Here is a 25,441-nt window from a genome sequence, read left to right on the forward strand (position 1 = left end):
AAAATCCAAAATCCAAAATCCAAAATCCAAAATCCAAAATCCAAAATCCAAAATCTAATGTCTGATTGGTTAGAACATACTGTGCAAGTGGAAGTAGAGGCTCCTATAGATTTAGTATGGAGTCTCTGGTCTGATTTGGAGCAAATGCCTCGCTGGATGAAGTGGATTGATTCAGTGAAAGTTCCTGAAGATAACCCAGATATATCATTGTGGACATTGAAATCTGGTGGTTTTGAATTTACCTGGAAATCTCGGATTCTTAAGGTAATTTCTCATCAAATCATCCAATGGGAATCTGTCGATGGTTTACCGAATCGGGGAGCTATTCGTTTTTACGATCGCCATACCAGTAGTATCGTTAAACTTACTGCTGCCTATGCTATCCCTGGTATCCTCGGCAAAATCATGGATAATTTATTTTTAGGACGAATAGTAGAATCAACTCTGAAGGCCGATTTAGAGCGGTTCAAGCAGTACGCTTTAAAAGCCAAGGGTGAAGGATGAAGGCTGAAGGTTGAAGGTAAAAAATTAAAGATAAAAAATACTTCTACCTCATCATGACCTATGGGAAACCGCCTTCAAGGGCGTCTACATCCTTCATATTTCATTTACCACGTTGGATCGCTAAACAAATTGATTTCTAATTCTTCACATTCGTCTGGAACTGAGCTAATGCAAGCACGAATGATTTCTCCATCATCTAGTTCCACTGTACAAGCGTGACAAGTACCCATCAGACAACCAGTGGGAATGATCACCCCTGCTCGATCAGCAACATCGAGCAAGGGTTCTCCCACTTGAGCGTCAACCGTAACATCATCTGGTAAAAAATGAACGCGTACAGTCATAATTTTTAGCTTACTACGACAACAAAGGAGTCAAATCTAGGTGCTGTTCAATTTCTGTAGCAAGGGAATCTAGTAGATTTTCGCGCTGATCTCGATAGTTAGCAACACCTGTAGGCAGAGATTTTAAACCTCGTTGTTGACGCAAGCGATTTAACCAAGCACGACGCCAGGGTCCATTGTCAAATATACCGTGGAGATAAGTACCCCAAACTGATTGGCAATTATCCACTAATCCTAAATTCGGATCGTCAAATAAAGGATAGTAAGATTGGGAATCTATGCCTTGGGTTTCAATGCGCGATCGCCCTTGATGAATTTCAAACCCAGTCACAGGTAAACCCATTTGCGGATGATTTGAGGTGACTTGACGCTGGCGAGCGATTTTTTGTCCTGTGATTACTGTTTTAATGGGTAATAGTCCTAAACCTTGAAATCTACCTGCTTGCCCTTCTATACCTTCTGGGTCTGCTATCATTTGACCAAGGATTTGAAAACCACCGCAGATACCCAAAACTGTACCACCTGCTGCCGCATAGTTTTGAATTGCTTCTGCCATACCAGTTCTTTGTAGTAACAGCAAGTCAGCAATTGATGTTTTTGTACCTGGGAGAATTACAGCATCTGGATGTCCTAATTCTTGCTTAGGACTTAAGTATTTTACCATCACTGTTGATTCTGATTCCAATGGATCAAAATCGGTAAAATTAGATATTCTGGGTAAGCGAATTACACTAATACTTAGGTCTGTGCTGGATTTATATGATCTACGTTCCAACAAATCTAAGGAATCTTCTGCGGGGAAGACAGTTTCTAAGTATGGAATTACACCAATTACCGGAATATTTGTGCGTTCTTCTAACCATTTTATACCAGATTCCAGGAGCGATCGCTGTCCTCGAAACTTGTTAATAACGACACCACGAATCAAAGCACGTTCTTCTGGTTCCAGCAATTCCAAGGTTCCAACTACATGGGCAAAAGCACCACCCCGATCAATATCAACTACAAGTAAAGTTGGAGCATTTAAATATTTTGCCACTCGCATATTAGTTAAATCACGGTGCTTGAGGTTTATTTCCGCCGGACTACCAGCACCTTCACAAACCAACAAGTCAAATTCTGTTGACAAATGCTGTAGAGACTCTTCGATTGACCGCCATCCTACTTCAAAATATTGCTCGTAATAATCTGCTGCATTGACTTTTCCCACAGCTTTACCCTTAATAATCACCTGGGAAGTCATATCACCCTGGGGTTTGAGTAAAATCGGATTCATTTCTACCCAAGGTATAACCCCAGCCGCCCAGGCTTGTACTGCTTGGGCGTAACCAATTTCTCCACCATTAGCTGTGACATAGGCATTTAAAGCCATATTCTGGCCTTTAAAGGGAGCCACTCGCCAGCCGCGCCGCGACAAAATACGACAAATAGCCGCCGTTAACAGTGATTTCCCTGCGTGGGATGTTGTTCCCACCACCATAATTGCTTTCATATTCAAATATTTTTCCAATCCGGTGTGATCTTAAAAGCATGAAGCCTAATATGGCTATGCTGGTTGAGTCATTGGTCATTGGTGATTTGTCATCAGCGTTGTACAAATGACAAATGACATCGGACAAACGATAATCTTACGCAATATCTCATATAAATTTACAAAGACATAGTAAAGACTTCATAAATGCAGTTGAGACTTCCGTACATATTGTTCCCGTCTCAGTGCGACTCCTAACTTTTCACCTCAAAATTGGTTGATGGATAGAGCTAAAATGGCACTCTCAACCAACGAGCCACAAAATCTAAAATGCGATCGCCCCATGTTAAAGTCGGCAATGGTTGCTGCTCCCATTCTTCTACTATCTGACGACCAAGGGGTGTGAGGCGAAAACTATCTGTAATTCCTTGACCATCAACTTCACGTCGCAGTACACCTACTTGGATTAACCATGCTAAGGAATTGTCTGCTCTTAATTCAGACAAAGAAGCTTTGGTGTAGCCTTTGTTAACACCAGAATTGCCAACAATTTCACTCATCGCGATCCTCTGTGAAAGCATCACTGCAAATAAACCAAAATTAAAAGGACAACAAAGTAGCGATCGCTTGGCTCTTTCTATGGTCTTAGGTGGATATGTCAGAGTTTTCTGATTTCGAGCATCAACAGCAGACATTTTGGTTTCCAGTTATCAGTTATCAGTTATCAGTTAACAGTTACCAATTAATAACTGATAATTGTTGACTGATTTCTTTTTTTATTTTCCTGTAATGATTGTAAATTATTGTAAAATTTCAGATGCATCAGTAATTTCAAATTTAGGAAAGGTAAACTATGCCTCTAGCAGTTGGGACAGATGCACCTGCGTTTACCGTTAAAGACACTAACGGCAACACAGTTTCTTTATCTGATTTCAAAGGTAAAACAGTTGTTCTGTATTTTTACCCCAAAGACGACACTCCAGGCTGCACCAAGCAAGCTTGTAGTTTCCGTGATGCTAACGAGCAGTATACAAGCAAAGATATCGTGGTACTAGGGGTAAGTGCAGATGATGAAGCCTCGCATCAAGCATTCACCCAAAAATATAATCTCAATTTTCCATTACTAGCTGACACTAACGGCAGCTTAATTAAAGCCTACGATGTTGATGGTGGCGGTTACGCCAAGCGTGTTACCTACATCATTGATGGCAACGGTAAAATTGTTCATGTTGACTCTAGTGTCAATACGTCTACCCATGCTAGTGATGTTCTAGCTACCTTGGGATTATAGATAGAGTTAAAGGGAACCTGTGAGCCTTTGCAGGTTCCCTGCATGATATAACTCAGTATTTAAAATTGACTTTTAGCTCAACTAAAACACACCAAACAAAGTTTATGGAGCTGGAGTAGTATTCACTCTTGGAGTTATTATCTGCGAACTTGGTGTCTGCTGTTTGTTTTGTTGTGTTACTGCTCGTTGTCTAGCTTTAAAAGCTTCTGTTGCTTCATCAAGTTGTTGGTTTTGTGCATTTACATCCAAATCCGGCACACTTAAATTGGCGCGATGAATTAAATTGAACACGCCAAAACCATCATTTGTGTTGGAGGTAGAAAAAGGGTTATTGTTGCTGTTGTATGGGTCGTCTGTATTGTTCTGCGGATCGTAATTTTGTAAATTTGGTACTTCGCTTGGTTCAGCAAGGCTAGGTTTTGGCATCAGCAAAGAAATAAAGCCAATTCCTGCTAAAGTGCTAACAACAAGTAGCTTAAGTGGCAGAAATGAGATTTTCATGCAGATTTACCCCCCACATAATTTTAATTTCATGATGCTTCTATTTTAAATAACTCAAATCGTTGTTTGTTAGTAAGGATTCAGGTCTAATACCATTTTGGATTTTGGATTACTCTTCCTTGAAGCTGCGATCGCGTCTATAGATTTTGGATTGGAAAACTCTTTGGTGCATAATAGTTCTGTAAGTCAACTGTCCCATTGTTTTTTCAAATTGATCTAAGATTGGGGAATCAAATACGTCTTTCATATTTTTTCATAATATAAAGAATAAAAAAAGACACAAAAATACTAAGTAATCCTAATTGCCACAAACCACATCCAGCTATAATCCCCAATCCAGAAGAAGTCCAAATAGCTGCTGCGGAAGTAAGTCCACGAACTTCTATTGTTGAGGATTCTTCGTCTGAAGTTTCTCGCAAGATTTCCCCAGCACCTAGAAATCCGACACCCGCAGCTACACCCTGAATAACGCGGCTGAGTCCATTGTAATCTTGCGGTTCTATGTCTATTTGTAAGATGACGAGGACAAAAATTGCCGAAGCAACACTCACCAACATATGAGTTCTCAAACCAGCTGGTTTGCGTCTACGTTCACGTTCTAAGCCAATTACTCCCCCAAAAAATACTGCTAGGCATAGTCTAAAAGTAATGTTAGCCCAATCATTAGGTGCAAGAAAAAATGTATTTGGCGATACTAAAACCTGTGGTATCATGCACTTATACTGATGTCGGAAATCCTTTGCAGAATGTGAGCGTAGCCATTTCAACTAAATTACCAAATTTAGCGGCTAATACTCCAAGTTCTTGGTCTTGTTCAGTTAATGTTTTCCAAATTTTTCGGAAGTTGTTTTTCTTTAGCACGGATAATCATTATTGGATAATGGTCTTGCTCAAAACTTTGGTAATTGTAGTGTTGTGGTAAGATTCTTGATATAGATTTTTGTTTCTAAAATGCCCAGCAACCTATAGTACTAAAAATTCAAACTCAAGGATAAGTGAATCTACTTACCTGTTGTTTAGTTTACAAAATATGTAAACTAACAGTTATGTGAAAGCTGCGGCTATTTTGGGGGATAATAACGCAAGTTATACATATTTAGTCTTTAGTATTCTTTCAGTATAAACTCAACCGCAACACCGAAAACTAGAAAACCTGTTAACAAGTTGTCTATTTGTTCAACTTGGATAGATTTCTAGAAACTTTACCGCTAGTCCTAGTAACACGTAGACGCTGAAATTTAGTTTTAGTAGGATTTTGTTCTTTGTTGATTGTTTGGTAGTTCCAACAAAAACTGCTAGTGCGTCTATGGAATCACCAATCACCAACCAACAACCAACAACCGACAACCAACAACTGACTAATTGAGTGGACAAACTCTATTGGCTTGAGCAAATTAAACTGCTAGATCGCGCCGAAGTTGGTGATAAAGCTTTTTATTTAAGCAGAATCATGCAGCGTGGTTATCCGGTGCTGTCTGGTTTTGTCATCCCAGCATCAGTTTTGCGAGAATTTCTAGAAAATCTCAACAGTTCAGAAGCATTAATTGCTGACTTACCAAATTCTTCATTGCACTTAGATGTTGGTAATTGGCGCCAGCTTCAGCAGGTAGCTGAACGGTTGCGTCAAGAAATTATTAGCGCAGCTGTATCATCTGAGTTATTAACTGCGATCTCTCAAGCAACTCAAAAATGGGAAACTCAATATCTGATTTTTCGCCCAAGTTTAACACTCCCTACAGGTAAGCACGGAGTTGCGAATATATCTGGTTTGCTAGACTCACAAATTTGTCACTGCGAATTAGAAGCGATCGCCTCAGCACTCAAGCGAACTTGGAGTCAGTTATTTCGTGCTAGAAGTCTTTTATGTTGGCAACAAGCAGGAATTGATCTCCAACAGATTAAATTAGCAGTTTTGGTACAACCAATCCACAATGCACTTGCCAGTGGTTTAGTGAGTACCAACTCTTCTCATTGGGAAATTCAAGCCTCTTGTGGGCTGGGAATTGCGATCGCCCACGGTGAAGTTTTGCCAGATGTCTACTATATTCAACCAGAAACTAGCATTGTTCAAGAGCAACAGTTGGGATACAAGCTACTCGCCTATTGCATTAATAATGAAAGTTCTGGCGTTGATCTGCAATCCACATCAATATCATTGCCCAAACAAGACGACTCTGGTTTGCAAGTATATATACTCACTGAAGCGCAACAACAAGCATATGCTTTACCAGAAGAATATTTGCAACAACTCATCAGACTGACAAATCAACTTGTCAAAGAACTAGGTAAACACCTCACCTTAGAGTGGACAATTTCTCAACAAACCCCATCGGCAAAACTTTACATAACGCAAATTAGCCTACCCCACTCAGGAGTTTCCAATATTCACTTTATCAAAGGACTAGGTGCAGCAACAGGAAAGATCACAGCATCTGCTCATGTTATCCATTCTCAACAAAAACCAGAACAACTACCCAAAGGAGTAATTTTAGTTGCACCAGCCATCACACCAAATTGGTTGCCCATATTGCAACAGTTGGTAGGTATTATCACGGAGCATGGAGGTCTCACAAGCCACGCGGCAATTCTAGCGAGAGAATTAGGTATTCCAGCAGTAGTCAACGCAGCCAATGCTACAACTGTGATTCATAGTGGCGAACAACTACTAATGGATGGTGATAAAGGAGAAATTTACCGCCTGAATACGGAAGTACAACCAGAGGATACTGACAACAGACAATCAGATCAATTTTTGCCTTTTCTCTCCTTTCCTCATCACACGACACCTTCAAACCATTCTGCATCTCTAACAGAAGCAGCGAAACGTCTACAGAACAGAAATTACTTACGTGCAGGAGTCTCCCCACTTTTACAAAATGGCGGCGAATCCTCCGCAGCTTTGAATCCAGGTTTTCATCATACTCCAACAACAAACCACAATTCTATTTCATCTACAACTAACTCCTCAACAAACGAATCCATGATTGCTACCCGGCTGCTAATTAACTTAAGTCAGCCTAGCTTGATCGAGCAAGTGCTTTCTTTGCCCATTGATGGAGTAGGATTATTGCGTTCAGAATTGATGGTACTCAATATTTTAGAAGGACAGCACCCCCTAAATTGGCTAACCAATGGACGTCAAGATGTACTGTTAGAGCGATGGTACGAACAAATTTTACAGTTTGCCCAGGCCTTTGCCCCACGACCTATTTTTTATCGGTCATTAGACTGGCGATCGCGTGAATTACAATCAAACAGCGAGAATTTACAATCTTCACCCCAATCTATGCTGGGAGAACGCGGTACATTCAGCTATTTGATCAATCCTGCTGTTTTTGAGTTGGAATTAGCAGCCTTAGCAAATGTACAGCAAGCTGGTTATACCAATATTCATCTAATTTTGCCTTTTGTGCGTACAGTCGAAGAATTTGACTTTTGTCGTCAAAAAGTAAAAGAAGCAAGGTTAAATAGAATACCTAACTTTCAATTATGGATGATGGCAGAAGTACCAAGTGTATTATTTCTACTACCAGAATACGTCAAAGCTGGCGTCCAAGGAATTTCAATTGGTACTAATGACTTAACCCAACTACTATTAGGAGTAGACAGAGAGCAAGGACAGTTTACAAAAGCATTTGACGAACGTCACCCAGTAATTATGAATGCTGTAGCTCAACTAATTCGCACAGCCAGAGAATTACGAATACCTTGCTCTATTTGTGGTCAAGCACCTGCGTTGTATCCAGAAATTATAGAGCATTTGGTCGAATGGGGTATTACCTCTATTTCCGTAGAACCAGAAGCAGTAGCAAGGACATATCAAGCGATCGCACGTGCTGAACAACGCCTAATTTTAGAAGCCGCACGGCGACAAATGTAATAAAGGGAACAGGGAATGGAGACAGGGAATGGGGAACAGGGAACAGGGAACAGTCATAGAGAATTAGTTTAGCTTGAGCAGCAATTCATCTCATCACCTATCCGCAAGGAAGGTGATGAGATGAATTGCGAGCGTTCCGGACGACAGTCCTCTGACCAATGCTGGAGGCGAGGGAAGAGGACATGGAGGAAGCGAGCAAAATATTTCATAATTTGGTACAATAAGATTGGTTAGCTTCACCCGTATTGGTGTCTGATAAGCCTCTGCCCAGTGGCATTGCGACCATTGGTAAGCGACTCCGTTGCACAGCATAAAAGTAAGTAGGCACATCTTGATTAATACAAATCACCTCCGGGTTTGTCCTATAGCGCAAACAAGCCAGCATTTCATCCAGGGCAGTAAGAATTTGTAGGGTACAAGGTAGAAATTATATAGTCTGCGGTAGGGCATTCCGTGGACTTAAAGCAAAGCTCATCGCCTCCGAAGCAATAGCTGGATTGGATGAGAAGCCTACACTGTATGCTTGCATACAGTGTAGGAGTATGTCACTTGTTCATCAATATTCCTTCCGCACGCAATAACCAAAAACCACTGAAAGTAATCCCCGAATTATCAGGCTGCACTAGTAAAAAGTGTAATCCGTGACTTTCCTGCTTGCGTTGTTCGTAAACCTTAGCCGCAGCTGCTACTTCTAGATCACTAAACGTCGCTAAAATCCATCTATCCACCAAACTAGCTTCCAATACCAACCCATCCGGCGCACCCGCAACATAACTTAATGCCACAGGACGCGTTTGTTGCAACCACCGTGCTAAACGCATTGATTGCCGTCCCCCATAAATTATTACACCAGGAACTGACACCATTGACGCCAAACCCAAATTAATCGGTTGCAGAAACTCCGGTATTACCAAAATCGGGATAGGCTGTTCTGCAAACGCTTCCACCACCTTACCTGCTGACAAAGTTGCAAATTGCCATTCTTCACCCCAGAGATTTTCCGGTAATGGCGTAGGTGGCGGTTTATCTACTACCGTGGGATAATTTTTTTCTTGCAACCACTGTTTCAATGCAAAAGTGCGGCGAGTCGGTTCAACATTGATACCTAAACTGCGTCCTGCTTCCTCAATTAAACCCAAACATTGCGGGCGAAATACCTGAATTACATCTGGTAATTTCCCATCCGCAACCAGTTGCAACTGAGCAGTTACCCAACTGGAATTCACCTGAGACTGAGGACAAATTGCTTCATACTGAAAACTGCGATCGCGATCGCAAATCAACAACTCCCATAAAACTTGTCCTGCTGCCTGTTGTTGGCGATGATGATAAAAATCAGCTTGCCAAATCACCATAATTCACCATATTAAAAAAAGTGAACCACAAAGACACAAAGACACGAAATAGCTTTTCTTTGTGTCTTAGAGTCTTGGTGAGTCCACTTGCCGTCTTGGCGGTTCCCGTCACGATGGCAAGGTGGCGAACCCGAAGGGTGGTTCATTAATTCTTAGACCAATACTTTGGCTAAAATCGGCGGTACTGTCACAGCAATTTCTGGGACGTATACCTGGGAAACATAGTCAGCAATCATGCGATCGGTGTTAAACAGTGGTGCGTTGGTTTTTATGGAAGCCTTCATCATCTGTATCCAACCGTGGGGAATGGCGTTAGCATCCTGGTTGTAATAGAGGGGAGTTATTTCTTCCTCTAATAATTTATACAGTGATTCCGAATCAATACGGTCTTGTAGTTCTTGATCGCTGGTGTGGGCATCTTCGCCGATTGCCCAACCGTTAATGCCTTTACCGTTGGCATCGGCTTGGTAGCCTTCGCACCACCAACCATCGAGGACGCTGCAATTTATACCACCGTTGAAGCAGACTTTTTGTCCACTTGTACCGGATGCTTCTAGGGGACGACGGGGATTGTTTAACCAAACATCGACGCCTTGGACGAGTTTTTGGGCGGTGTAGATGTCGTAGTCTTCGATAAAAGCAACGCGGTTGGTGAGGGCTGGGTGTTTGCACCACTCCATTAAGCGTTGAATAATTCGCTTACCTTCTTCATCGGCGGGGTGTGCTTTGCCTGCGAAGATAATTTGTACGGGTCGGTCAGCGTTACCAAAAATTCTTAAGGCGCGTTCCATGTCACGCAGCAGCAAATGACCGCGTTTGTATGGTGAGAAGCGTCTAGCAAATCCGATGGTAAGTGCTTTGGGATCTAGTAAGGTATCAGTGGCTTGAATGTTTTGGTATTCTTCGCCTCGTCCTTCTCTAGCTTTCTTAACTTTATGGCGGGTGTGAGCAACAAGTCTTTCTTTGAGAATTTGATGTCGCCACCACAGTTCTTCGTTGGGAATATCGTCTACTTTTTCCCACATTTTGGGGTCAACTGCATGGGTTTTCCAATCAGTTCCCAAATACTGATTGTACAATTCTGCTATTAGGGGAGCTGTCCAAGTTGGTGCATGGACTCCGTTGGTAATGTAGCCGATGGGGACGTTATCTTCAGATCGATTGGGATACATGACTGTCCACATTTGGCGGGAAACTCGTCCGTGTAACTCGCTGACACCGTTGGAAGTGCGACACATCCGCAATGCTAAAACAGTCATACCAAAAGGTTCCCAAGGATCACCGAGTCGGCGTGCGCCTAATGCTAAGAACTGTTCGCGGGAAAGGCGTAGTTGTGGCCAGTAGTGGGCGAAGAACGAGTCCATTAAATCTGGAGAGAAGACATCATGTCCGGCGGGAACGGGTGTATGGGTGGTGAAGACACAGCGTTTACGTACATCTGTTTCTACGTCGTAGAAGGATTTATTAGTACGTTCAATTTCTTGGCGGACAACTTCTAAGGTACAGAAGGCGGCGTGTCCTTCGTTGAGGTGATAGACGGATGGCTGGATTCCCAAAGCTGTTAAAGCACGGACACCACCAATTCCTAAAACGACTTCTTGGGCGATGCGAGTTTCTTGATTTCCGCCGTAGAGGTGTCCAGTTAACCAACGATCAATGGGATCATTGTCGTCGCGATCGCTATCTAAAAGATAGAGGGTGACTCGCCCAACTCGTACTTGCCAAATTTGTACTTTCACCCGGCGCTGACGAATTTCTAGTTCGATGGTGAGTGGTTGCCCTTGCTCGTTTTTAATTAGTTCTATGGGCATACGATGGAAGATATTATCCACATAATAATCTTCCTGCCAGCCACCACGGTTCAAGCGTTGTCGGAAATAACCTTGACGATACAGCAAGCCAATAGCAACCATTGGTACGCCCAAATCGGATGAAGATTTGAGATGATCGCCTGCAAGAATACCCAAACCGCCAGAATAGACGGGTAAGGATTCGTGAATACCAAACTCGGCGCAAAAGTAAGCAATAGGATTTTCAGTGGAAACTTGCGGTGCGACTCGGTTCACCCAAGTGTCCTTTTTGGTCATATATTCGTCGAATTCTTTGGCGAGGGCAGAAATTTGCTTGAGGTAAAACGGGTCTTCTGCAAGCTGGGTGAGGCGTTCGTAGGTTGCTGATTCTAATATTGCTACTGGATTATGTCCGCAACGTTCCCATTCTTGAGGATCGATAGTTTGAAATAAAGCAATGCGATCGCTCGTCCAAGACCACCAATAGTTGTAAGCCAAATCTGCCAAGCGTCGCAGTGGCAAAGGCAATTTTTCACTCAAGCGAAGCGCTGCGGTCATTGCAATACTTTTAGTCATAATTATTGTTTGTTTAGATTTGTAAGTTTACTAGTTAATCACGACAATTAAAGCGACTATTTTAATCAGTCATCGGGGAGCATTTCACTGTTTAACTTATTTATTGCCATACAGTGGTTAATCAAAAAATCCTGATCAAAGTTTCTGCTTTTTCGTTTTTAACTTAAATTAAATCATCCTGCTTTTTGTGCCGATTTGCATAGGTTTATACTTCAATTTTATTGACATTGTTTTAACTTATTTTTGATATTTTTAAGTTTTATTTAATTATCTTCTGCTTTGAAATCATGCAAAGTCAAGGTTCCACAACATTTCAACTAGGATGTCTGATCAAAGAGAGTCCTAAAAAATAATATTTAATTAAAAAACCAAAAATAAATTAAGTTTATTGTGGATTTTAAAATTAAGAGATGGTTCAGGGTAATTTCGGAACATTTAGCCTGATTATGTGTATAAAAAAATTATATTTAATGATTTTTAAGTTTGTATTTATAAATTTAAATTAAATTATTTTTTAATATTTTATTGTTAGAAACTACTTTTTGTTAATTTCCAGTAATTCTACCATAAAAGTAATAATAAAAATTAGTATTTAGACCGATTCAAAAAATGTTTGTAACACATTCAGAATCTGAGACGCGATATATCGCGTCTCTACTTTTGCTGTATTAGACATCTCCAGAAATTAATTCTGCGTTACCCAAAATCCTTGTAGAGACGCGAAATTACCCTGGGGATCTTGCTACGCGTCTCTACATTAGTTTTCACAGAGGTCTATTGTAAAAGAGCGATCGCATGATGACGGATGTGATCTTCAATAAAAGAGGCAATAAAGTAATAGCTGTGATCGTAGCCTTCTTGATAACGCAAATTTAAAGGTTGATTTACTTCCGCACAAGCTTTGTCAAATGTATCCACAAGTAATTGTTCAGGTAAAAATTTATCCGCAGTACCTTGATCGATCAGAATTTGACTATGGTATCCTACTTGCTTGACTAACTCGCTAGCATCGTAAGCAGGCCAAGCTTCTAGATCTTCACCAAGATAGCGACTGAAAGCTTTTTGTCCCCAAGGACAACGTATTGGTGCAGTAATAGGCGCAAAAGCTGAGACAGATTTATATTTTTGGGGATTTCGCATAGCACAAATCAGCGCCCCATGTCCACCCATAGAATGACCAAAAATGCTTTGTCTGTCTGGTATGGCTGGGAAATTTTCGGCAATTACAGCAGGTAATTCATCAACAACATAACTATACATGCGATAATGCGAAGCCCACGGTTCAACTGTAGCATCAATGTAAAAGCCTGCACCCGTGCCAAAATCCCAGTCCTCATCCTCACCAGGAATTCCAGTGTTGCGGGGGCTAGTATCTGGTACTACTAACATTAAGCCATACTTTGCTGCAAAGCGTTGCGCTCCCGCTTTCGCCATAAAATTTTCTTCTGTGCAAGTCAAACCAGAGAGGAAATAAAGCACAGGTACTGGTTCTGTATTTACCTGTGGTGGTTGGTAAACAGCAAAACGCATTTCACCATTACAACTAATAGAGGGATGGCGATAAAAGCTGAGTTTGCCATCAAAGCATTTTGATTCTGAAATCAGAGCAACAGACATGTTTTATTGGTTAAATTAGCTAAACTTACGAGTGAAGGAGGCTGTTTAGATTCAGTTAAAAACATACTATGAACCAAGAACAACAGGATATATTTGACTCAAAATCTGTTCCAGAATCATCAATAACTGGACAAAATACCGAACAAAAGCCCGAAGAAACGAATGAAAAGATATCTTACATTCATAAAACTGATCGCATTCGAGCTTGGAGTGAATTTATTAAATCCATAACCCCATATGTTTGGGTCGCTGTGATTATTATTGTGCTGATTCCGTTGCTAGGTAAATTTTTGATTGCAGGTTCATCACCACAAGATCAGGTTATTACTCAACCAATAAAAGATAAAGTAGTGATTGTTGAGAAAAAAGCTCCACCATCAGGAATAGAAGATGCGATCGCCACTGCAATTACCAATGCTCATTCTCAATCTCAGAGTTTCGCTTCTGCAAAATTAGATCAGTGGGTTGATGAATTAATGACTCGCGTTGATCATAGCTTCCTAGATTGGTATTTTAATTATTTTAATCAAAAAAAGCTAGAGTTTAGCACTCCATTTGTGTGGTTAACTTCAGCCGTAACTCACTGGACAAATGCAAACAATCCCTCGCCTACACAAGCAGTAGCCGAAAAATTAACTGAGAATTTTCAAACAGAATTTGCCAAACGTGTTCTCAGACCTAAAGTCGCTCAATTGGAATTAGAAAATATCACTAAAGATACTATAGATTTTTATGTTGCTCATTTGAGTCAAAATATTGCTGATATCCAAAGTAGTTATAAGATTCCTCAAGGAGATTGGGAACGTTATCTCGGTGATATTGCGATTACTGTTAATGATACAGAAGGCAATATATCTAATTTATCTTTAAAAATTTTAACTGGAGGTAGTGCTTATTTACTTACAAAAGCCATGATTCCCACTGTCACAAAAGTTGGTAGTAAACTTGTAACATCTTTTGCTGGGAAAGCTGGTGCAAAAATGGCTGCTAAAACTGGTGGTGCAGTTGCTGCAAAATTAGGCGCAGAATTACTAGATCCGATTGTAGGAGTTGGTATTATTATCTGGGATGTATGGGATTTTAACCATACAGTAGCAGTCGAGAAACCCATCTTAAGAGATGCAATTAGTGATTATTTACAACAAGTCAAATTATCATTGCTAGATAATCCCGAAAATGGAATTATGTCAGCAATTAATCAAGTGGAAAATGGAATGTTTAAAAATGTTCGTAGTAGCGCTTAAATACTAATAAAAATAACTAACTTGAAATAGGGAACAGGTAATTAAGAGATAGGGTAAACTAAATTTGCTAATGAGGGTTGGAAAAATCAAGCGTTTTGCCTGGTTTACCCACAATTGAAATTGCTGGATATTCAGATGTAAATTCAAAATGATATATTCTCTTTATAGAAATTAACTGTAATTTAATTAACAGTTAAACATAATATAAAACGTAGCGTTTCCACGCTATACCCATGCTGCTAGCAGGTTACACTAGGTCTGATAACAGCGGTTTTACCGTTTACAATGAGGCTTTTATGGCTGTTGATCTGGTAGAGATTGGCAATTACTTAGATAACCTTGGTTGGGATTATCGTGTAGATGAAGAAGAAGACCGTATTATCACAGGAGTAGAAAGTGATAATGTCGATGACTTTCTCATTGTTGTCCAATTAGATGAGGATGGGAAGTTTTTTCGGCTATTTGCACCACAGGTTTTGGCAGGAGTGCAAGATCATCCCCATAAAGCAGCCATTCTCCAAACAATGCTAGCAATATCCTGGGAAACCAAAATGCTGCAATGGGAGTATGATCCTTCCGATGGTGAAATTCGTGCCATTATCGAGTTCCCTTTGGAAGATTCGATTCTCACAGAAAAACAATTTAACCGTTGTTTGAGTGGCTTAATTCAGCTTGTTGATAATGTCGCCATACCTCGTTTGCAAGAGGTGATGGAAACAGGTCATGATCCAGGTAATGTAGAACTAGGAGAAAGAATTTTATTAAGTATTCAACAAGAAGCACCAGGATTGCTAGACCTTTTGGAGAAAGCAATGGAAGCCCGTAAAAAGCGGGGGAGTTTTCCGAACGAATCAGCCGAATGAGTAATGAAATAGCTATACTCCAAAGTGATACGCTCAATATACTGAAAGTTTTCTAGGGTTGGATATTATGACATCTTATGCAACCTCCTCTGCTAAAGCAGAAATGAGTGAACTCCGGCGTCTTAAGGGTTTGCTACCACCAGAATTGCAAAGTTGGGTAACTGTTGAAGGTACAACAGAAGTAAATCCACCCCTAATTCGCTGCGAAGAAATTGGCAAAGATCAAGTAGAAATTCAAATTGACTTGGTGAAATGGGATACGCTGGCAATGGATCAGCGCAATTTAGTGTTCTGGCATGAAGTTGCGCGCATTCAAAATGATACCATTCCCAAAGATGGTTGGGAAATGGCAGCTTTGGCCATCGGTTTGGGTGGTGCTGTTGGCGAATTATGGGTACAGGATGTTTTATTGCTGTTGTTAGCCTTAGCACTGTGCGGTGTTTCTGGCTGGCGACTTTATCAAAAAAACAATGGGGAAAAGCAACTTAGAGAATTTATTGAAGCTGACGAAAAAGCGATCGCCTTAGCGACTCGTTTTGGATACAGTCTTCCCAACGCTTATAAAAGTTTAGGTAGCGCTTTAAAAACCCTAATTGATATGACTCCTAGCAAGCGTCAACGTTCTAAATACGAAGGACGACTCTCAGCCCTCAAACGCAGTGCTAATAAAGTCAGAGCAAAATCCAAGACTACTGTGGATGAAGGGATATATTAGCAAAATCGAGGGAAGGGGACAAGGGGGACAAGGGGGACAAGGGAGAATTTCTATTTCAAGCACCTCCCCACTCTTGATACTTCCCTATTTCCCCATCTCTCCATCAACCTTCACAAGTTAATCTGCTGTGCAAAACACTTATTCAACGTGTCGCCGCTTCAACCAAACACCAGCTAACCCCAGTAGAACTAGCCCAGCAGTTGTAGTTGATTTTGGTGGATTTTTCGCTTGATTGAAGTTACCTAGTTCCGTAGCGTTCACCTTAAATGAATAGAGGAAACCAGGAACTAACCCTTGACCTCTCGGACAATAAGTGTCAATTGTTACCTTGCTAACACTGCTAGCATCTTTGTTGCTGCAAACATCGAATTGCACGTCATCATCATTTTGGGTGACGCTATAGTCATTATCAGTGCCTATTAGTAAGGCATAGGAACCATTTCTGAGTTTAGGGCCAATTGTCAGGCCTTCCATTTTTTCTGGTATCTTTGTCCAGTCACCAGGATTTTCAGGATTCAAAGTTTGCGCTACATCAAAAAACAAAGTTTTACTAACCGGATTTACACCCAGTGGTAAAGTGTTTATGCCTGTAAGACTTGTGTTACTGACATCAGTTGCACCGACAAGGCTAATTTTGTAAACGCGCTTGCTTGCAACAGGATTAGGGGTGTCAGTGGGATCATCAGCTAAATCATTCAGCGCGTCTACCCCAAACCCGCGATTATCTCTTTCTAAAACTAAAAATTCTTGATCATTGAGAGCAGTGATGGCACTGATCCCGATATTTCGGCCTTGGGCATTTTGTCCGAAATCATTGTCAGTACCAGGAATGCGATCGTTGATATCTGTTAAGCTTTCTAGTTGATAAATGTATTGAGCCGTACTCTGTCCACTAGCAGTATCAAATTCTACTAACCGGAGATTGCGGCTGTAGCGTCCGTCGTTCTTGCCATTATTATCTACGCCTTCATTCACCAATGGATCTTGTAGCATAGCGAACAACTTTTTGCCATCTGGGCTAATAGTTAGTCCTTCAAAACCCCGATTATCTTGGCGTCCAGTTGTGATCGTTGGGCGACCATCGACATAGTTGAGAGTGCTTCCAGCTTTGGGAATTAGATTATCTGGAATCACAAATGACCTAATAAATTCACCCTTGGGACTGAATTCATAAACAGAGGGGCCATATTCATCGGAAATGTAAAAATTCCCATTGGGAGCGACTGCAAACCCCTCTGGATCAAAACTCTGACCAAGAACTGCTTTATTGCTGTTGAGTAATTCTGGGTTCAAGCCATTGAAGCTTTGACCATCTTTTTTAAAGACAATTGTCTCTAGAATTCTAAATTTTCTAATTTTCCCGGTAATTGGGTTAACATCAAGGGAAAATTTTTGTACACGTGTTTCGTAAGGAATTACACCGCCACCAGGACCGCGATCGCTCAAACCGTAGTAGACATTATTCGTGCGATCATAGTACAAATCTGAGAAAAATCCTAAGCGGTTTTGATTGGCACTATTACCATCGTAGGGATATAAATCAGTACTTCTACCGGGAATAATTAAGGTATCACTGAGGGAGATACCATAAGCAGATGTTGCATATCCAGTAACACTTACAGCGAGCGAGCAGGTGAGTACGGAAAGCCAATGTCTAAATTGAACCATTGCTAATATTTAAAATGTGACTATTTTTAGCATTGGGCTACCGTATTAAGGCTAGGTTAACCATTAAACTCAGTACTGTTTTTTACACCAAAATTTTACAAACTTTACTTAATTCTTGGTTTTATCTTTATAAAATTAACTAAATATAAGGTGATAGAGAGCGATCGCATATAAATTATGCTACGTATTTACGTGTAACATAGGGAAGTTTCTGCTGTTTATTAAACTGTTAGATAAAATGAGAAATTTACTGATATAAGAAAATATCCATTCCAGTTTGCTCATGAGATTGAGTAATTATTGTAGGAAGTCTGATGTATTTCTTGATACTTTATAAAAAATAATTATTCATATTCAAGTAATTGATAATACTTAAATAACCATAGTATTTATTGTGGGGTTAAAGTGTAATGTAGACATTTACTTATCCGAACTTCTTCGATTTATTTATATGAGTGTGAGAAACTCTCGGTAATGACTAAAGTCCTAAATTATAAGAACTCTGAAGTGTTCACCACTAACAACTGTACGGGAGAAGCATTTGTATGAATATATTTAGTTTTAAATTTAAAGATACCCGTACAAATGCTACACCCCTATCCACTAAACTAATTTAAAATCTTTATCTACTTGAAGATTTCATGAAATCTTATTGATTGTTCGGTATTTACAAAATTTGTTTGATAACTTTGCATAAAGAATTGTTTAGTAATTAAATTAAGATAAATACTCACATCCAAAAAATTTGCTCAAAAAATATTTTTGTGAGTACACAAGCTTGTGCTGTATTTGAATACCCATTATGGGTATTCTAAGCATAAGCGCGATCGCGGCTAAAAATATCGTAAATACCTGGAAAACTATGAGAATTTTGGTGACGGGCGGTGCTGGGTTTATTGGCTCACATTTAATCGACCGACTAATAGCTGATGGACACGAAGTAATTTGCTTAGATAACCTCTATACAGGTCATAAACGCAACATCCTCAAGTGGATAGATCATCCTTATTTTGAATTTATTCGTCATGACATCACCGAACCAATCCGCTTAGAAGTAGATCAAATTTACCATTTAGCTTGTCCAGCTTCCCCAGTACATTATCAGTACAACCCAGTCAAAACTGTAAAAACCAACGTCATGGGTACGCTGAATATGTTGGGGTTAGCAAAGCGTGTGAAAGCGCGCTTTTTGTTGGCTTCCACAAGTGAAGTTTATGGTGATCCAGAAGTTCATCCCCAAAACGAAGAATACAGGGGTAGTGTGAATCCAATTGGACTGCGTTCATGCTATGACGAAGGCAAGCGTATCGCTGAAACCTTAGCATTTGACTATTACAGACAAAACAAAGTTGATATTAGAGTTGCTCGGATCTTTAATACATATGGCCCTCGCATGTTAGAAAACGATGGTCGGGTAGTCAGTAATTTTGTCGTTCAAGCATTACGAAGTGTTCCATTAACAGTATACGGAGAAGGATCGCAAACACGTAGTTTTTGTTACGTGTCAGACTTAGTAGAAGGACTGATGCGACTCATGAATAATGAATATATTGGACCAGTTAATTTAGGAAATCCCGACGAATACACAATCTTAGAACTGGCTCAGGCTGTACAAAATATTGTTAATCCTGATGCACAGATTAAGTTTGAGCCACTACCTGCTGATGACCCACGCCGCCGTCGTCCCGATATTAATCGAGCGAAGACTTGGTTAAATTGGGAACCTACCATTCCACTACAAGAAGGGTTAAAACTGACAGTAGAAGATTTCCGCGAACGTATAAAAAATGGTTAATAGTCAATAGTCAATAGCCAATAGCTTTGAACAAATCACAAATACAGCAGATTTCAGGTAAATGAAGTACAAATTTTAAAAACAAAGCCATATACCAAGAGACTTTCAACCCTGTTCCCTGTTCCCTATTCCCTGTTCCCTGCTGTAACTATTGACAAATGACAAATTTGCAGAAAACTTCGTTTTTGAAAATTTAAACCCAAACAAAGTGAGGAATTAAGCAAAATGCGTGTTTGTGTTATTGGTACTGGTTACGTTGGTTTAGTAACAGGAGCTTGCTTGGCTCACATTGGTCATGATGTGATTTGCGTAGATAATAACGAAGAAAAAGTTAAGCTAATGAAGTCTGGGCAATCACCTATTTTCGAGCCTGGACTCTCAGAAATTATGCAGAATGCCATTGTAAATGGCAAAATCCAGTTTACAAGTGATCTTGATGCCGGAGTCAGCCACGGAGAAATTTTGTTTATCGCTGTTGGAACACCACCTCTACCGACTGGTGAAAGCGATACTCGTTATGTGGAAGCTGTTGCTCGTGGAATTGGTACTCACCTTGATGGTGGCTATAAAGTAATTGTCAATAAATCTACTGTCCCGATTGGCTCTGGTGACTGGGTACGGATGATAGTTCTAGATGGTATTGCTGAACGTCAAAAAACACTCGTACCTGCTGGTGGTGGTGGAGGACATGATGATGAACAATTACCACAAATTACAGCCCAGTTTGATGTAGTCAGTAACCCAGAGTTTTTACGAGAAGGTTCAGCCGTTTATGATACCTTTAACCCCGATCGCATTGTTTTAGGTGGTAATAGCTCTAAAGCGATCGCGATGATGGAAAAATTATATGCTCCAATTGTAGAGCGTAAATATGCTGAAGATCAGTCTTTACCTCCATTACCAGTGTTGGTGACAGACTTGAGTTCAGCAGAAATGATTAAATATGCTGCTAATGCCTTTTTAGCAACCAAGATTAGTTTTATTAATGAAGTTGCAAACATTTGCGATCGCGTTGGCGCTGATGTCACCCAAGTAGCCAAAGGTATCGGCTTAGACTCTCGGATCGGAAATAAATTCTTGAATGCTGGTATTGGCTGGGGTGGTTCTTGCTTCCCCAAAGATGTCTCAGCACTGGTTCACACCGCCGATGACTACGGATACGAAGCCCAACTACTCAAAGCCACAGTCAGCGTCAACGAACGCCAGCGCTTGATTGCTGTTGAAAAACTTCAGCAAGCTCTAAAAATTCTCAAAGGTAAAACAGTCGGACTACTCGGTCTGACCTTTAAACCTGATACCGATGACATGCGTGACGCCCCAGCACTTAACTTGATTGAGCAGTTAAATCGATTGGGAGCCAAAGTCAAAGCATATGACCCCATTGTTTCCCAATCTGGTTTACGGGATGGTCTTTCTGGTGTATTGGTAGAAACCGATCCACAAAGACTAGCCGATGGTTGCGATGCTTTAGTAATTGTCACTGAATGGCAGCAGTTTAGAACTCTTGACTATGCTCAGATGGCAAAATTGATGAACCACCCCGTCATGATTGATGGTCGTAATTTCCTCGATCCTGAAATGATGCTCAGATCTGGCTTTCAGTATATTGGCATCGGTCGGTAAAATTTTTCAGATGACGCGCAACTTGGGGTACTTCAGGTTCGGATAAGAGAAATAGATTGGCATTTAAACCCACCAGAGACGCGATATATCGCGTCTCTACAACCCCAAAATTAACCGTATTGACTGTTGTGTGTCTTTTTTATAAATAAATAGAGCGAACACTATTAAGTGGGCGGATATTGAACGGTAACTTAATAGTAAAAGTACTACCTTTAGTTAATTCACTTTGTACATTCAAGTTACCGTAGTGTGCTTGGACAATTGCTTGCGAAATTGCTAATCCCAATCCAGAACCGCCAGTAGTACGAGAGCGATCGCAATTTACCCGATAAAAGCGATCAAAAATTCGTGACAACTCTGCTTGAGGAATACCAATCCCTGTATCTTCTATCTGAATTACAGCATGATGGTCACTGCGATCTAAACAAACTGTCACCTTTCCTCCTGATGGTGTGTATTGAATAGCATTAATAATTAAATTAGAAAAAAGCCGATAAAGCTGATCTCCATTACCGACAATATTCACAGGATCTGATATTCGTAGTGTAGATGTCAGTGTTACTCCTGCTGCGATCGCCAATGCGGCAAATTCCTCTATTAGGTCATCAATAATATCATTTAAACAGCAAATATCACGTCGCAATGGCACAGTTTGACGATCTAATCTGGTTAGCAGTAATAAATCTGTCACCAGAGTAGTGAGTCGTTGATTCTGACGTTGTATGCTTTGCAGAATTTCCCGTGCCTCTGTTTGATCTAATTGTGGTATAAAAAGTGCTGATTCCACAGTTGCTTGGGTTGCGGCTAAAGGTGTCCGCAACTCGTGTGCAGCATCTGCTGTAAATTGCTGAATTTGTCTGTAAGATTTATAAATTGGTTGCATTGCTAATTCTGCTAGCCACCAACTAGCAAGACCAACTAGACCGATAACAATTGGTGAACCTAATGCTAAGGTGAGTTTCACTGCATCTAAATAACTATTAAAATCTTCCAGACTTCGCCCTACTTGGAGATACCCCCAATCATCATTGCTTTGAGTATGCAATGTCAAAGAAATCTGGTGATAAAGCTTACCTTGACTGTCTTTTAAAGTCTGCCATAATTCTTTGTTAAACTCAGATGACAATGCTTTTGGATCAGAACCAGCTATAGCAAACAAACGTCCAGAATTGTCAAAAAAACGTACATAATAGTGACCTTGATTAATCGCGCTTAGAGTATGGCGTCGTAAATTTGATGGCTCTGGAGTACATCTATTTCCTACCACACAGATATTTGGTAGAAGCTCTTGTATGACTGGTTCTAATCGACCTGGTTGTTGTAATTTTAGTTCAATACTATCGTGTAATGTTCCCGCAACTGATTCTATTTCCCGGTCTAATGTTACCCAATGAGCATGAGCGATCGCTCTGTAGATACCAAAGCCGCATACACTTAAAATCAAGGCCATAACCAGAGCATACCACAGAGCTAAATGCAAGCGTGTTAATTGAAACAGTTTATTCTGATTCATCCTTAAGATTGAGACGATATCCCATACCATGCAAAGTTTCAATCGTGTTTCCAGAGCCACTGTTAACTAGTTTGCGACGCAACAAACGTATTTGAGCTGCTACTACATTACTAATAGGTTCTGCATTCACTTCCCAAAGCTGATTGCGAATTTGTTCAGTAGTAATAATTTGGTTTGGATGTTTCATAAAATACTCTAGTAGCTGGAATTCTTTATTAGTCAGGGAAATTTCCTGTTTATTTCCTCCAGCATTTTTACTGACAACTATATTATTGCCATAGTCCAAAGTCAGCTTACCCACCGTTAATTCCTGTGGCTGAAATTGAGGCGATCGCCTTTGCAAAGCACGCAACCGCGCTAATAATTCTGCCATACCAAATGGCTTCACTAAATAATCATCTGCACCTGCATCTAAACCAGCAACTTTATCTTCCATGCTATCTTTTGCTGTCAACATCAACACAGGCAGAGGGTTTTTATGGTAACGTAGTCGCTTGCACAACTCTAATCCTGATATTCCTGGTAGCATCCAATCAAAAATAGCTAGTGTGTATTGTGTCCAGCTATTTTCTAAATATGCCCATGCATCATTACCATCAACTACCCAATCAATTAAATACTTCTGCTGGGTGAGAGTTCGCTTAATTGCACTACCTAAATCGGGTTCATCTTCGACTAGTAACACTCTCATAAAATACATCTGTCAATGGCTGTCAATGATCAGTTTAAATCTTTTCTGATTTAATAGAGACGAAACCACGCTATACCTATAGGAATTACTGCATCAATGCCAACCTCTTTAGCTGAAAAAGTGTAGACATAACCATTACCAATATTTCGTCTTTTTATCTTATTAAGGTCAACATCAAACTTAGTATTAGGGGCAACTGCTTCGGTAAAATCTAGTAATATGGTTTTACCATTTATAGATACATTAGTATTAATTTTATGTTCATTATCATCTACGATATCAATATTTTTAATGTCATTACTCACAGTTACATTTTCTGGGATTTTGATTAGTAGTTGGGTAACAGCTTTACTATTTTTGGGAACATGTAATCGGAAACTATGTCTAAAATTTCCTCCAATTCCCCAACGCGTGAGAGGAAATTGTACATTTCCATCAATATGGGGAAGAGTACTATCTTTTTCACTAGCATTTGCATAGCCCACAGAAATTAAAGCTGTTATACTGAGAGTATATGCGGCAGTGTAAATCAGTGATTTTTTCATATTTATTCCTCATTTTTCCAATTTTGACAGCTAAATTTTAGGTTCATCCATGCATAATGAACCTGTGATTAATCAATACATCTAAATTTACTAAAGCTATACTTAACTACCCCTATGTTCATCCAGTTTTTGGAATAAACTAGATAGCTAACTTTTAGCCAATACTAAAGAAGTATGTATATCCCCTCTATCTACTAGCATGACAAGTCATGATGAAATCGAGGTGAAATTTGAGATGATTATTGCACATCTATCCAGAAATCAGCAGTAATTATTTTGCCATTTCGATTAAACTGTCCCCACATTTTATATTTTCCAGCTTTCGGAAAACTGGTCATAAAATGAATTTCATCGTTTGGAGTATTTTTCATCGCATGAGCATGGATATAATCTGCTTGTGTTAATGGCGATGACTGCTTGAGGATGACTAAATGTCCTCTTTCTCCTAAATAAGGTTTTAAATCTGTGGGTGATTTATTAGTATCGGTATCTTGTAAATTGAAAATTACATGAATCTCTTGTCCAGCTTTGATTGTGGGTTGAGGTAATTTCAGGTTAACTTTAGTGTTGCCAAATGTTTTAGTAGTAGCTAAATCAATTTTTGGCGTAGTTGGTGATTGTCCTGGAACTTGTGCTTTTAGAATTGAAACTTGTTCTGCTTTTCCCGCTACTTTGTAATCACTGAAAAGGGTGTAATTGCTAGGATAAGGAAAATCAGTTTGAACTTCAAAGCGTCCATTATTTTTATATGTAGGATGAATATGTTGAAAAGATTGTAAATCATCACTAACAACAATTAAATGCATTAATTTTTCTTGAAATTGGTCAAAGTTAGCAATTGATTTTCCGTTTTTATCTTTGATATCAATTGTTAAAGATACAGGAGTTTTAGGAACAATTGAAGTCGGAAGTGTAAGCTCCGCAATTGCATTTGCAGGTTCTAAATTTGAATGACCTGAATGCTCATTGTGGTCATTTCCCATATTGTGACCGACATGAGAGTTTTCCTTAGTTCCTAATGTTTTGGAATGATCCATATTGTGACCTGCGTGGGAATTCGCATCCGCAATGGCATTTGTATTAGAAGTTGATGTTTCTCTTGTTTGTGAAGATTTTACTTGTGAGGCGCAAGCTTGAGTGAGAACAAGACTTGAAGTGATAGCTAGTGCAGTAAAAATTCTCTTCATTTGTTTACAGGTTTGATTGTCAAATGGAATATTTTGTTGGTGAACTTGGTTATTTACTATTAGTCTGCCATTCGATTATGAAATTTGCATGAAATCCTAAAATATCAGGACATCGCCCTTAATAAGTAATCTGTGGTTAAGACGAGGCTGCCGAAATGATTTTTGAGGCTGCCGAAATGATTTTTGAGTCTGCCGAAATGATTTTTGAGTCTACCGAAATGATTTTTGAGTCTGCCGAAATGATTTTTGAGTCTGCCGAAATGATTTT

21 protein-coding genes are annotated in these 25,441 nt (G+C 39.9%); 8 read left to right on the forward strand and 13 right to left on the reverse strand.

The genetic code is table 11. The features are described from left to right. Positions 1 to 57: 57 nt before the first annotated feature. Positions 58 to 504 (forward strand): SRPBCC family protein, encoded by a 447-nt coding sequence (locus tag AC5JMK_RS23660; RefSeq protein ID WP_096678899.1) that lies wholly within the window; start codon positions 58 to 60, stop codon positions 502 to 504. 104 nt (positions 505 to 608) lie between these two features. On the opposite strand, the gene AC5JMK_RS23665 is transcribed toward AC5JMK_RS23660, so the two are convergent. The 3 genes from AC5JMK_RS23665 to AC5JMK_RS23675 form a co-directional block, all read right to left on the reverse strand. Then, on the reverse strand, positions 609 to 848 hold the full coding sequence (locus AC5JMK_RS23665) for a 2Fe-2S iron-sulfur cluster-binding protein (protein ID WP_096675639.1): 240 nt from the start codon (positions 846 to 848) through the stop codon (positions 609 to 611). A gap of 13 nt (positions 849 to 861) precedes the next feature. Beyond that, positions 862 to 2,340, reverse strand: a complete 1,479-nt coding sequence (gene cobQ / locus AC5JMK_RS23670) for a cobyric acid synthase CobQ (protein WP_096675640.1) — start codon at positions 2,338 to 2,340, stop codon at positions 862 to 864. A 269-nt stretch (positions 2,341 to 2,609) separates the two neighbouring features. Next, complete coding sequence (locus tag AC5JMK_RS23675; protein ID WP_096675641.1) at positions 2,610 to 3,014, reverse strand: Npun_F0494 family protein; 405 nt, start codon at positions 3,012 to 3,014, stop codon at positions 2,610 to 2,612. 158 nt (positions 3,015 to 3,172) lie between these two features. Between AC5JMK_RS23675 and AC5JMK_RS23680 the strand changes: the two genes are divergently transcribed. After that, a complete protein-coding gene (locus AC5JMK_RS23680) occupies positions 3,173 to 3,610 on the forward strand; it encodes a peroxiredoxin (RefSeq protein WP_096675642.1) in 438 nt (145 codons plus the stop codon). A gap of 102 nt (positions 3,611 to 3,712) precedes the next feature. Here the strand turns inward: AC5JMK_RS23680 and AC5JMK_RS23685 are convergent, their stop codons facing one another. Then, positions 3,713 to 4,111 (reverse strand): hypothetical protein, encoded by a 399-nt coding sequence (locus AC5JMK_RS23685; protein ID WP_096675643.1) that lies wholly within the window; start codon positions 4,109 to 4,111, stop codon positions 3,713 to 3,715. A gap of 230 nt (positions 4,112 to 4,341) precedes the next feature. Further along, a complete protein-coding gene (locus AC5JMK_RS23690; protein ID WP_096675644.1) occupies positions 4,342 to 4,824 on the reverse strand; it encodes an MgtC/SapB family protein in 483 nt (160 codons plus the stop codon). A gap of 653 nt (positions 4,825 to 5,477) precedes the next feature. Between AC5JMK_RS23690 and AC5JMK_RS23695 the strand changes: the two genes are divergently transcribed. Next, positions 5,478 to 7,991, forward strand: a complete 2,514-nt coding sequence (locus tag AC5JMK_RS23695) for a putative PEP-binding protein (RefSeq protein WP_495911159.1) — start codon at positions 5,478 to 5,480, stop codon at positions 7,989 to 7,991. A 545-nt stretch (positions 7,992 to 8,536) separates the two neighbouring features. On the opposite strand, the gene AC5JMK_RS23700 is transcribed toward AC5JMK_RS23695, so the two are convergent. From AC5JMK_RS23700 to fghA, 3 genes are all read right to left on the reverse strand, one after another. After that, positions 8,537 to 9,346: a Tab2/Atab2 family RNA-binding protein gene (locus tag AC5JMK_RS23700; RefSeq protein ID WP_096675647.1), complete on the reverse strand. Its 810-nt coding sequence runs from the start codon at positions 9,344 to 9,346 to the stop codon at positions 8,537 to 8,539. Positions 9,347 to 9,498: 152 nt separating this feature from the next. Beyond that, positions 9,499 to 11,712 carry an alpha-glucan family phosphorylase gene (gene glgP / locus AC5JMK_RS23705; RefSeq protein ID WP_096675648.1) on the reverse strand — a complete coding sequence of 738 codons (2,214 nt, stop codon included), beginning with the start codon at positions 11,710 to 11,712 and terminating at the stop codon, positions 9,499 to 9,501. A gap of 774 nt (positions 11,713 to 12,486) precedes the next feature. Then, positions 12,487 to 13,329 (reverse strand): S-formylglutathione hydrolase, encoded by an 843-nt coding sequence (gene fghA / locus AC5JMK_RS23710; RefSeq protein WP_495911160.1) that lies wholly within the window; start codon positions 13,327 to 13,329, stop codon positions 12,487 to 12,489. 68 nt (positions 13,330 to 13,397) lie between these two features. Between fghA and AC5JMK_RS23715 the strand changes: the two genes are divergently transcribed. The 3 genes from AC5JMK_RS23715 (at position 13,398) to AC5JMK_RS23725 (ending at position 16,151) form a co-directional block, all read left to right on the forward strand. Next, positions 13,398 to 14,573, forward strand: coding sequence for a hypothetical protein (locus tag AC5JMK_RS23715; protein WP_495911161.1), 1,176 nt, complete (start codon positions 13,398 to 13,400; stop codon positions 14,571 to 14,573). 296 nt (positions 14,574 to 14,869) lie between these two features. Beyond that, positions 14,870 to 15,436 carry a type III secretion system chaperone family protein gene (locus AC5JMK_RS23720; RefSeq protein ID WP_096678901.1) on the forward strand — a complete coding sequence of 189 codons (567 nt, stop codon included), beginning with the start codon at positions 14,870 to 14,872 and terminating at the stop codon, positions 15,434 to 15,436. Between the two features lie 67 nt (positions 15,437 to 15,503). Beyond that, positions 15,504 to 16,151, forward strand: coding sequence for a DUF3318 domain-containing protein (locus AC5JMK_RS23725; RefSeq protein WP_096675651.1), 648 nt, complete (start codon positions 15,504 to 15,506; stop codon positions 16,149 to 16,151). Between the two features lie 138 nt (positions 16,152 to 16,289). On the opposite strand, the gene AC5JMK_RS23730 is transcribed toward AC5JMK_RS23725, so the two are convergent. Next, entirely contained in the window at positions 16,290 to 17,819 is a 1,530-nt protein-coding gene (locus AC5JMK_RS23730) for an esterase-like activity of phytase family protein (RefSeq protein ID WP_096675652.1), read from the reverse strand. Between the two features lie 862 nt (positions 17,820 to 18,681). Here AC5JMK_RS23730 and AC5JMK_RS23735 point away from each other — a divergent pair. Both AC5JMK_RS23735 and AC5JMK_RS23740 read left to right on the forward strand, forming a co-directional pair. After that, positions 18,682 to 19,614, forward strand: a complete 933-nt coding sequence (locus tag AC5JMK_RS23735) for a UDP-glucuronic acid decarboxylase family protein (protein WP_096675653.1) — start codon at positions 18,682 to 18,684, stop codon at positions 19,612 to 19,614. 225 nt (positions 19,615 to 19,839) lie between these two features. After that, the gene (locus tag AC5JMK_RS23740; protein WP_096675654.1) at positions 19,840 to 21,237 is read left to right on the forward strand and encodes a UDP-glucose dehydrogenase family protein; all 1,398 of its coding nucleotides are present in this window, start codon (positions 19,840 to 19,842) and stop codon (positions 21,235 to 21,237) included. A 139-nt stretch (positions 21,238 to 21,376) separates the two neighbouring features. Here AC5JMK_RS23740 and rppB read toward each other — a convergent pair whose 3' ends face one another. The 4 genes from rppB to AC5JMK_RS23760 all read right to left on the reverse strand — a co-directional run bounded on the left by rppB (position 21,377) and on the right by AC5JMK_RS23760 (position 25,173). Then, positions 21,377 to 22,750 carry a two-component system sensor histidine kinase RppB gene (gene rppB / locus AC5JMK_RS23745; RefSeq protein WP_495911162.1) on the reverse strand — a complete coding sequence of 458 codons (1,374 nt, stop codon included), beginning with the start codon at positions 22,748 to 22,750 and terminating at the stop codon, positions 21,377 to 21,379. Further along, the gene (rppA, locus tag AC5JMK_RS23750) at positions 22,737 to 23,441 is read right to left on the reverse strand and encodes a two-component system response regulator RppA (RefSeq protein WP_495911163.1); all 705 of its coding nucleotides are present in this window, start codon (positions 23,439 to 23,441) and stop codon (positions 22,737 to 22,739) included. The genes rppB and rppA overlap by 14 nt, the downstream gene beginning before the upstream one ends. Positions 23,442 to 23,491: 50 nt before the next feature. Further along, the gene (locus tag AC5JMK_RS23755) at positions 23,492 to 23,986 is read right to left on the reverse strand and encodes a DUF2808 domain-containing protein (protein ID WP_096675657.1); all 495 of its coding nucleotides are present in this window, start codon (positions 23,984 to 23,986) and stop codon (positions 23,492 to 23,494) included. A 239-nt stretch (positions 23,987 to 24,225) separates the two neighbouring features. After that, a complete protein-coding gene (locus tag AC5JMK_RS23760) occupies positions 24,226 to 25,173 on the reverse strand; it encodes a DUF8832 domain-containing protein (protein WP_096675658.1) in 948 nt (315 codons plus the stop codon). Positions 25,174 to 25,441: the final 268 nt, after the last annotated feature.

It is taken from the genome of Pelatocladus sp. (assembly GCF_059505505.1).

Bases quoted from the DNA above. Each gene is read 5' to 3' on its own strand.
- AC5JMK_RS23660 (WP_096678899.1), top strand. From the start codon at position 58: ATGTCTGATTGGTTAGAACATACTGTGCAAGTGGAAGTAGAGGCTCCT.
- AC5JMK_RS23665 (WP_096675639.1), bottom strand. From the start codon at position 848: ATGACTGTACGCGTTCATTTTTTACCAGATGATGTTACGGTTGACGCT.
- cobQ (WP_096675640.1), bottom strand. From the start codon at position 2,340: ATGAAAGCAATTATGGTGGTGGGAACAACATCCCACGCAGGGAAATCA.
- AC5JMK_RS23675 (WP_096675641.1), bottom strand. From the start codon at position 3,014: ATGTCTGCTGTTGATGCTCGAAATCAGAAAACTCTGACATATCCACCT.
- AC5JMK_RS23680 (WP_096675642.1), top strand. From the start codon at position 3,173: ATGCCTCTAGCAGTTGGGACAGATGCACCTGCGTTTACCGTTAAAGAC.
- AC5JMK_RS23685 (WP_096675643.1), bottom strand. From the start codon at position 4,111: ATGAAAATCTCATTTCTGCCACTTAAGCTACTTGTTGTTAGCACTTTA.
- AC5JMK_RS23690 (WP_096675644.1), bottom strand. From the start codon at position 4,824: ATGATACCACAGGTTTTAGTATCGCCAAATACATTTTTTCTTGCACCT.
- AC5JMK_RS23700 (WP_096675647.1), bottom strand. From the start codon at position 9,346: ATGGTGATTTGGCAAGCTGATTTTTATCATCATCGCCAACAACAGGCA.
- glgP (WP_096675648.1), bottom strand. From the start codon at position 11,712: ATGACTAAAAGTATTGCAATGACCGCAGCGCTTCGCTTGAGTGAAAAA.
- fghA (WP_495911160.1), bottom strand. From the start codon at position 13,329: ATGTCTGTTGCTCTGATTTCAGAATCAAAATGCTTTGATGGCAAACTC.
- AC5JMK_RS23715 (WP_495911161.1), top strand. From the start codon at position 13,398: ATGAACCAAGAACAACAGGATATATTTGACTCAAAATCTGTTCCAGAA.
- AC5JMK_RS23720 (WP_096678901.1), top strand. From the start codon at position 14,870: ATGGCTGTTGATCTGGTAGAGATTGGCAATTACTTAGATAACCTTGGT.
- AC5JMK_RS23725 (WP_096675651.1), top strand. From the start codon at position 15,504: ATGACATCTTATGCAACCTCCTCTGCTAAAGCAGAAATGAGTGAACTC.
- AC5JMK_RS23730 (WP_096675652.1), bottom strand. From the start codon at position 17,819: ATGGTTCAATTTAGACATTGGCTTTCCGTACTCACCTGCTCGCTCGCT.
- AC5JMK_RS23735 (WP_096675653.1), top strand. From the start codon at position 18,682: ATGAGAATTTTGGTGACGGGCGGTGCTGGGTTTATTGGCTCACATTTA.
- AC5JMK_RS23740 (WP_096675654.1), top strand. From the start codon at position 19,840: ATGCGTGTTTGTGTTATTGGTACTGGTTACGTTGGTTTAGTAACAGGA.
- rppB (WP_495911162.1), bottom strand. From the start codon at position 22,750: ATGAATCAGAATAAACTGTTTCAATTAACACGCTTGCATTTAGCTCTG.
- rppA (WP_495911163.1), bottom strand. From the start codon at position 23,441: ATGAGAGTGTTACTAGTCGAAGATGAACCCGATTTAGGTAGTGCAATT.
- AC5JMK_RS23755 (WP_096675657.1), bottom strand. From the start codon at position 23,986: ATGAAAAAATCACTGATTTACACTGCCGCATATACTCTCAGTATAACA.
- AC5JMK_RS23760 (WP_096675658.1), bottom strand. From the start codon at position 25,173: ATGAAGAGAATTTTTACTGCACTAGCTATCACTTCAAGTCTTGTTCTC.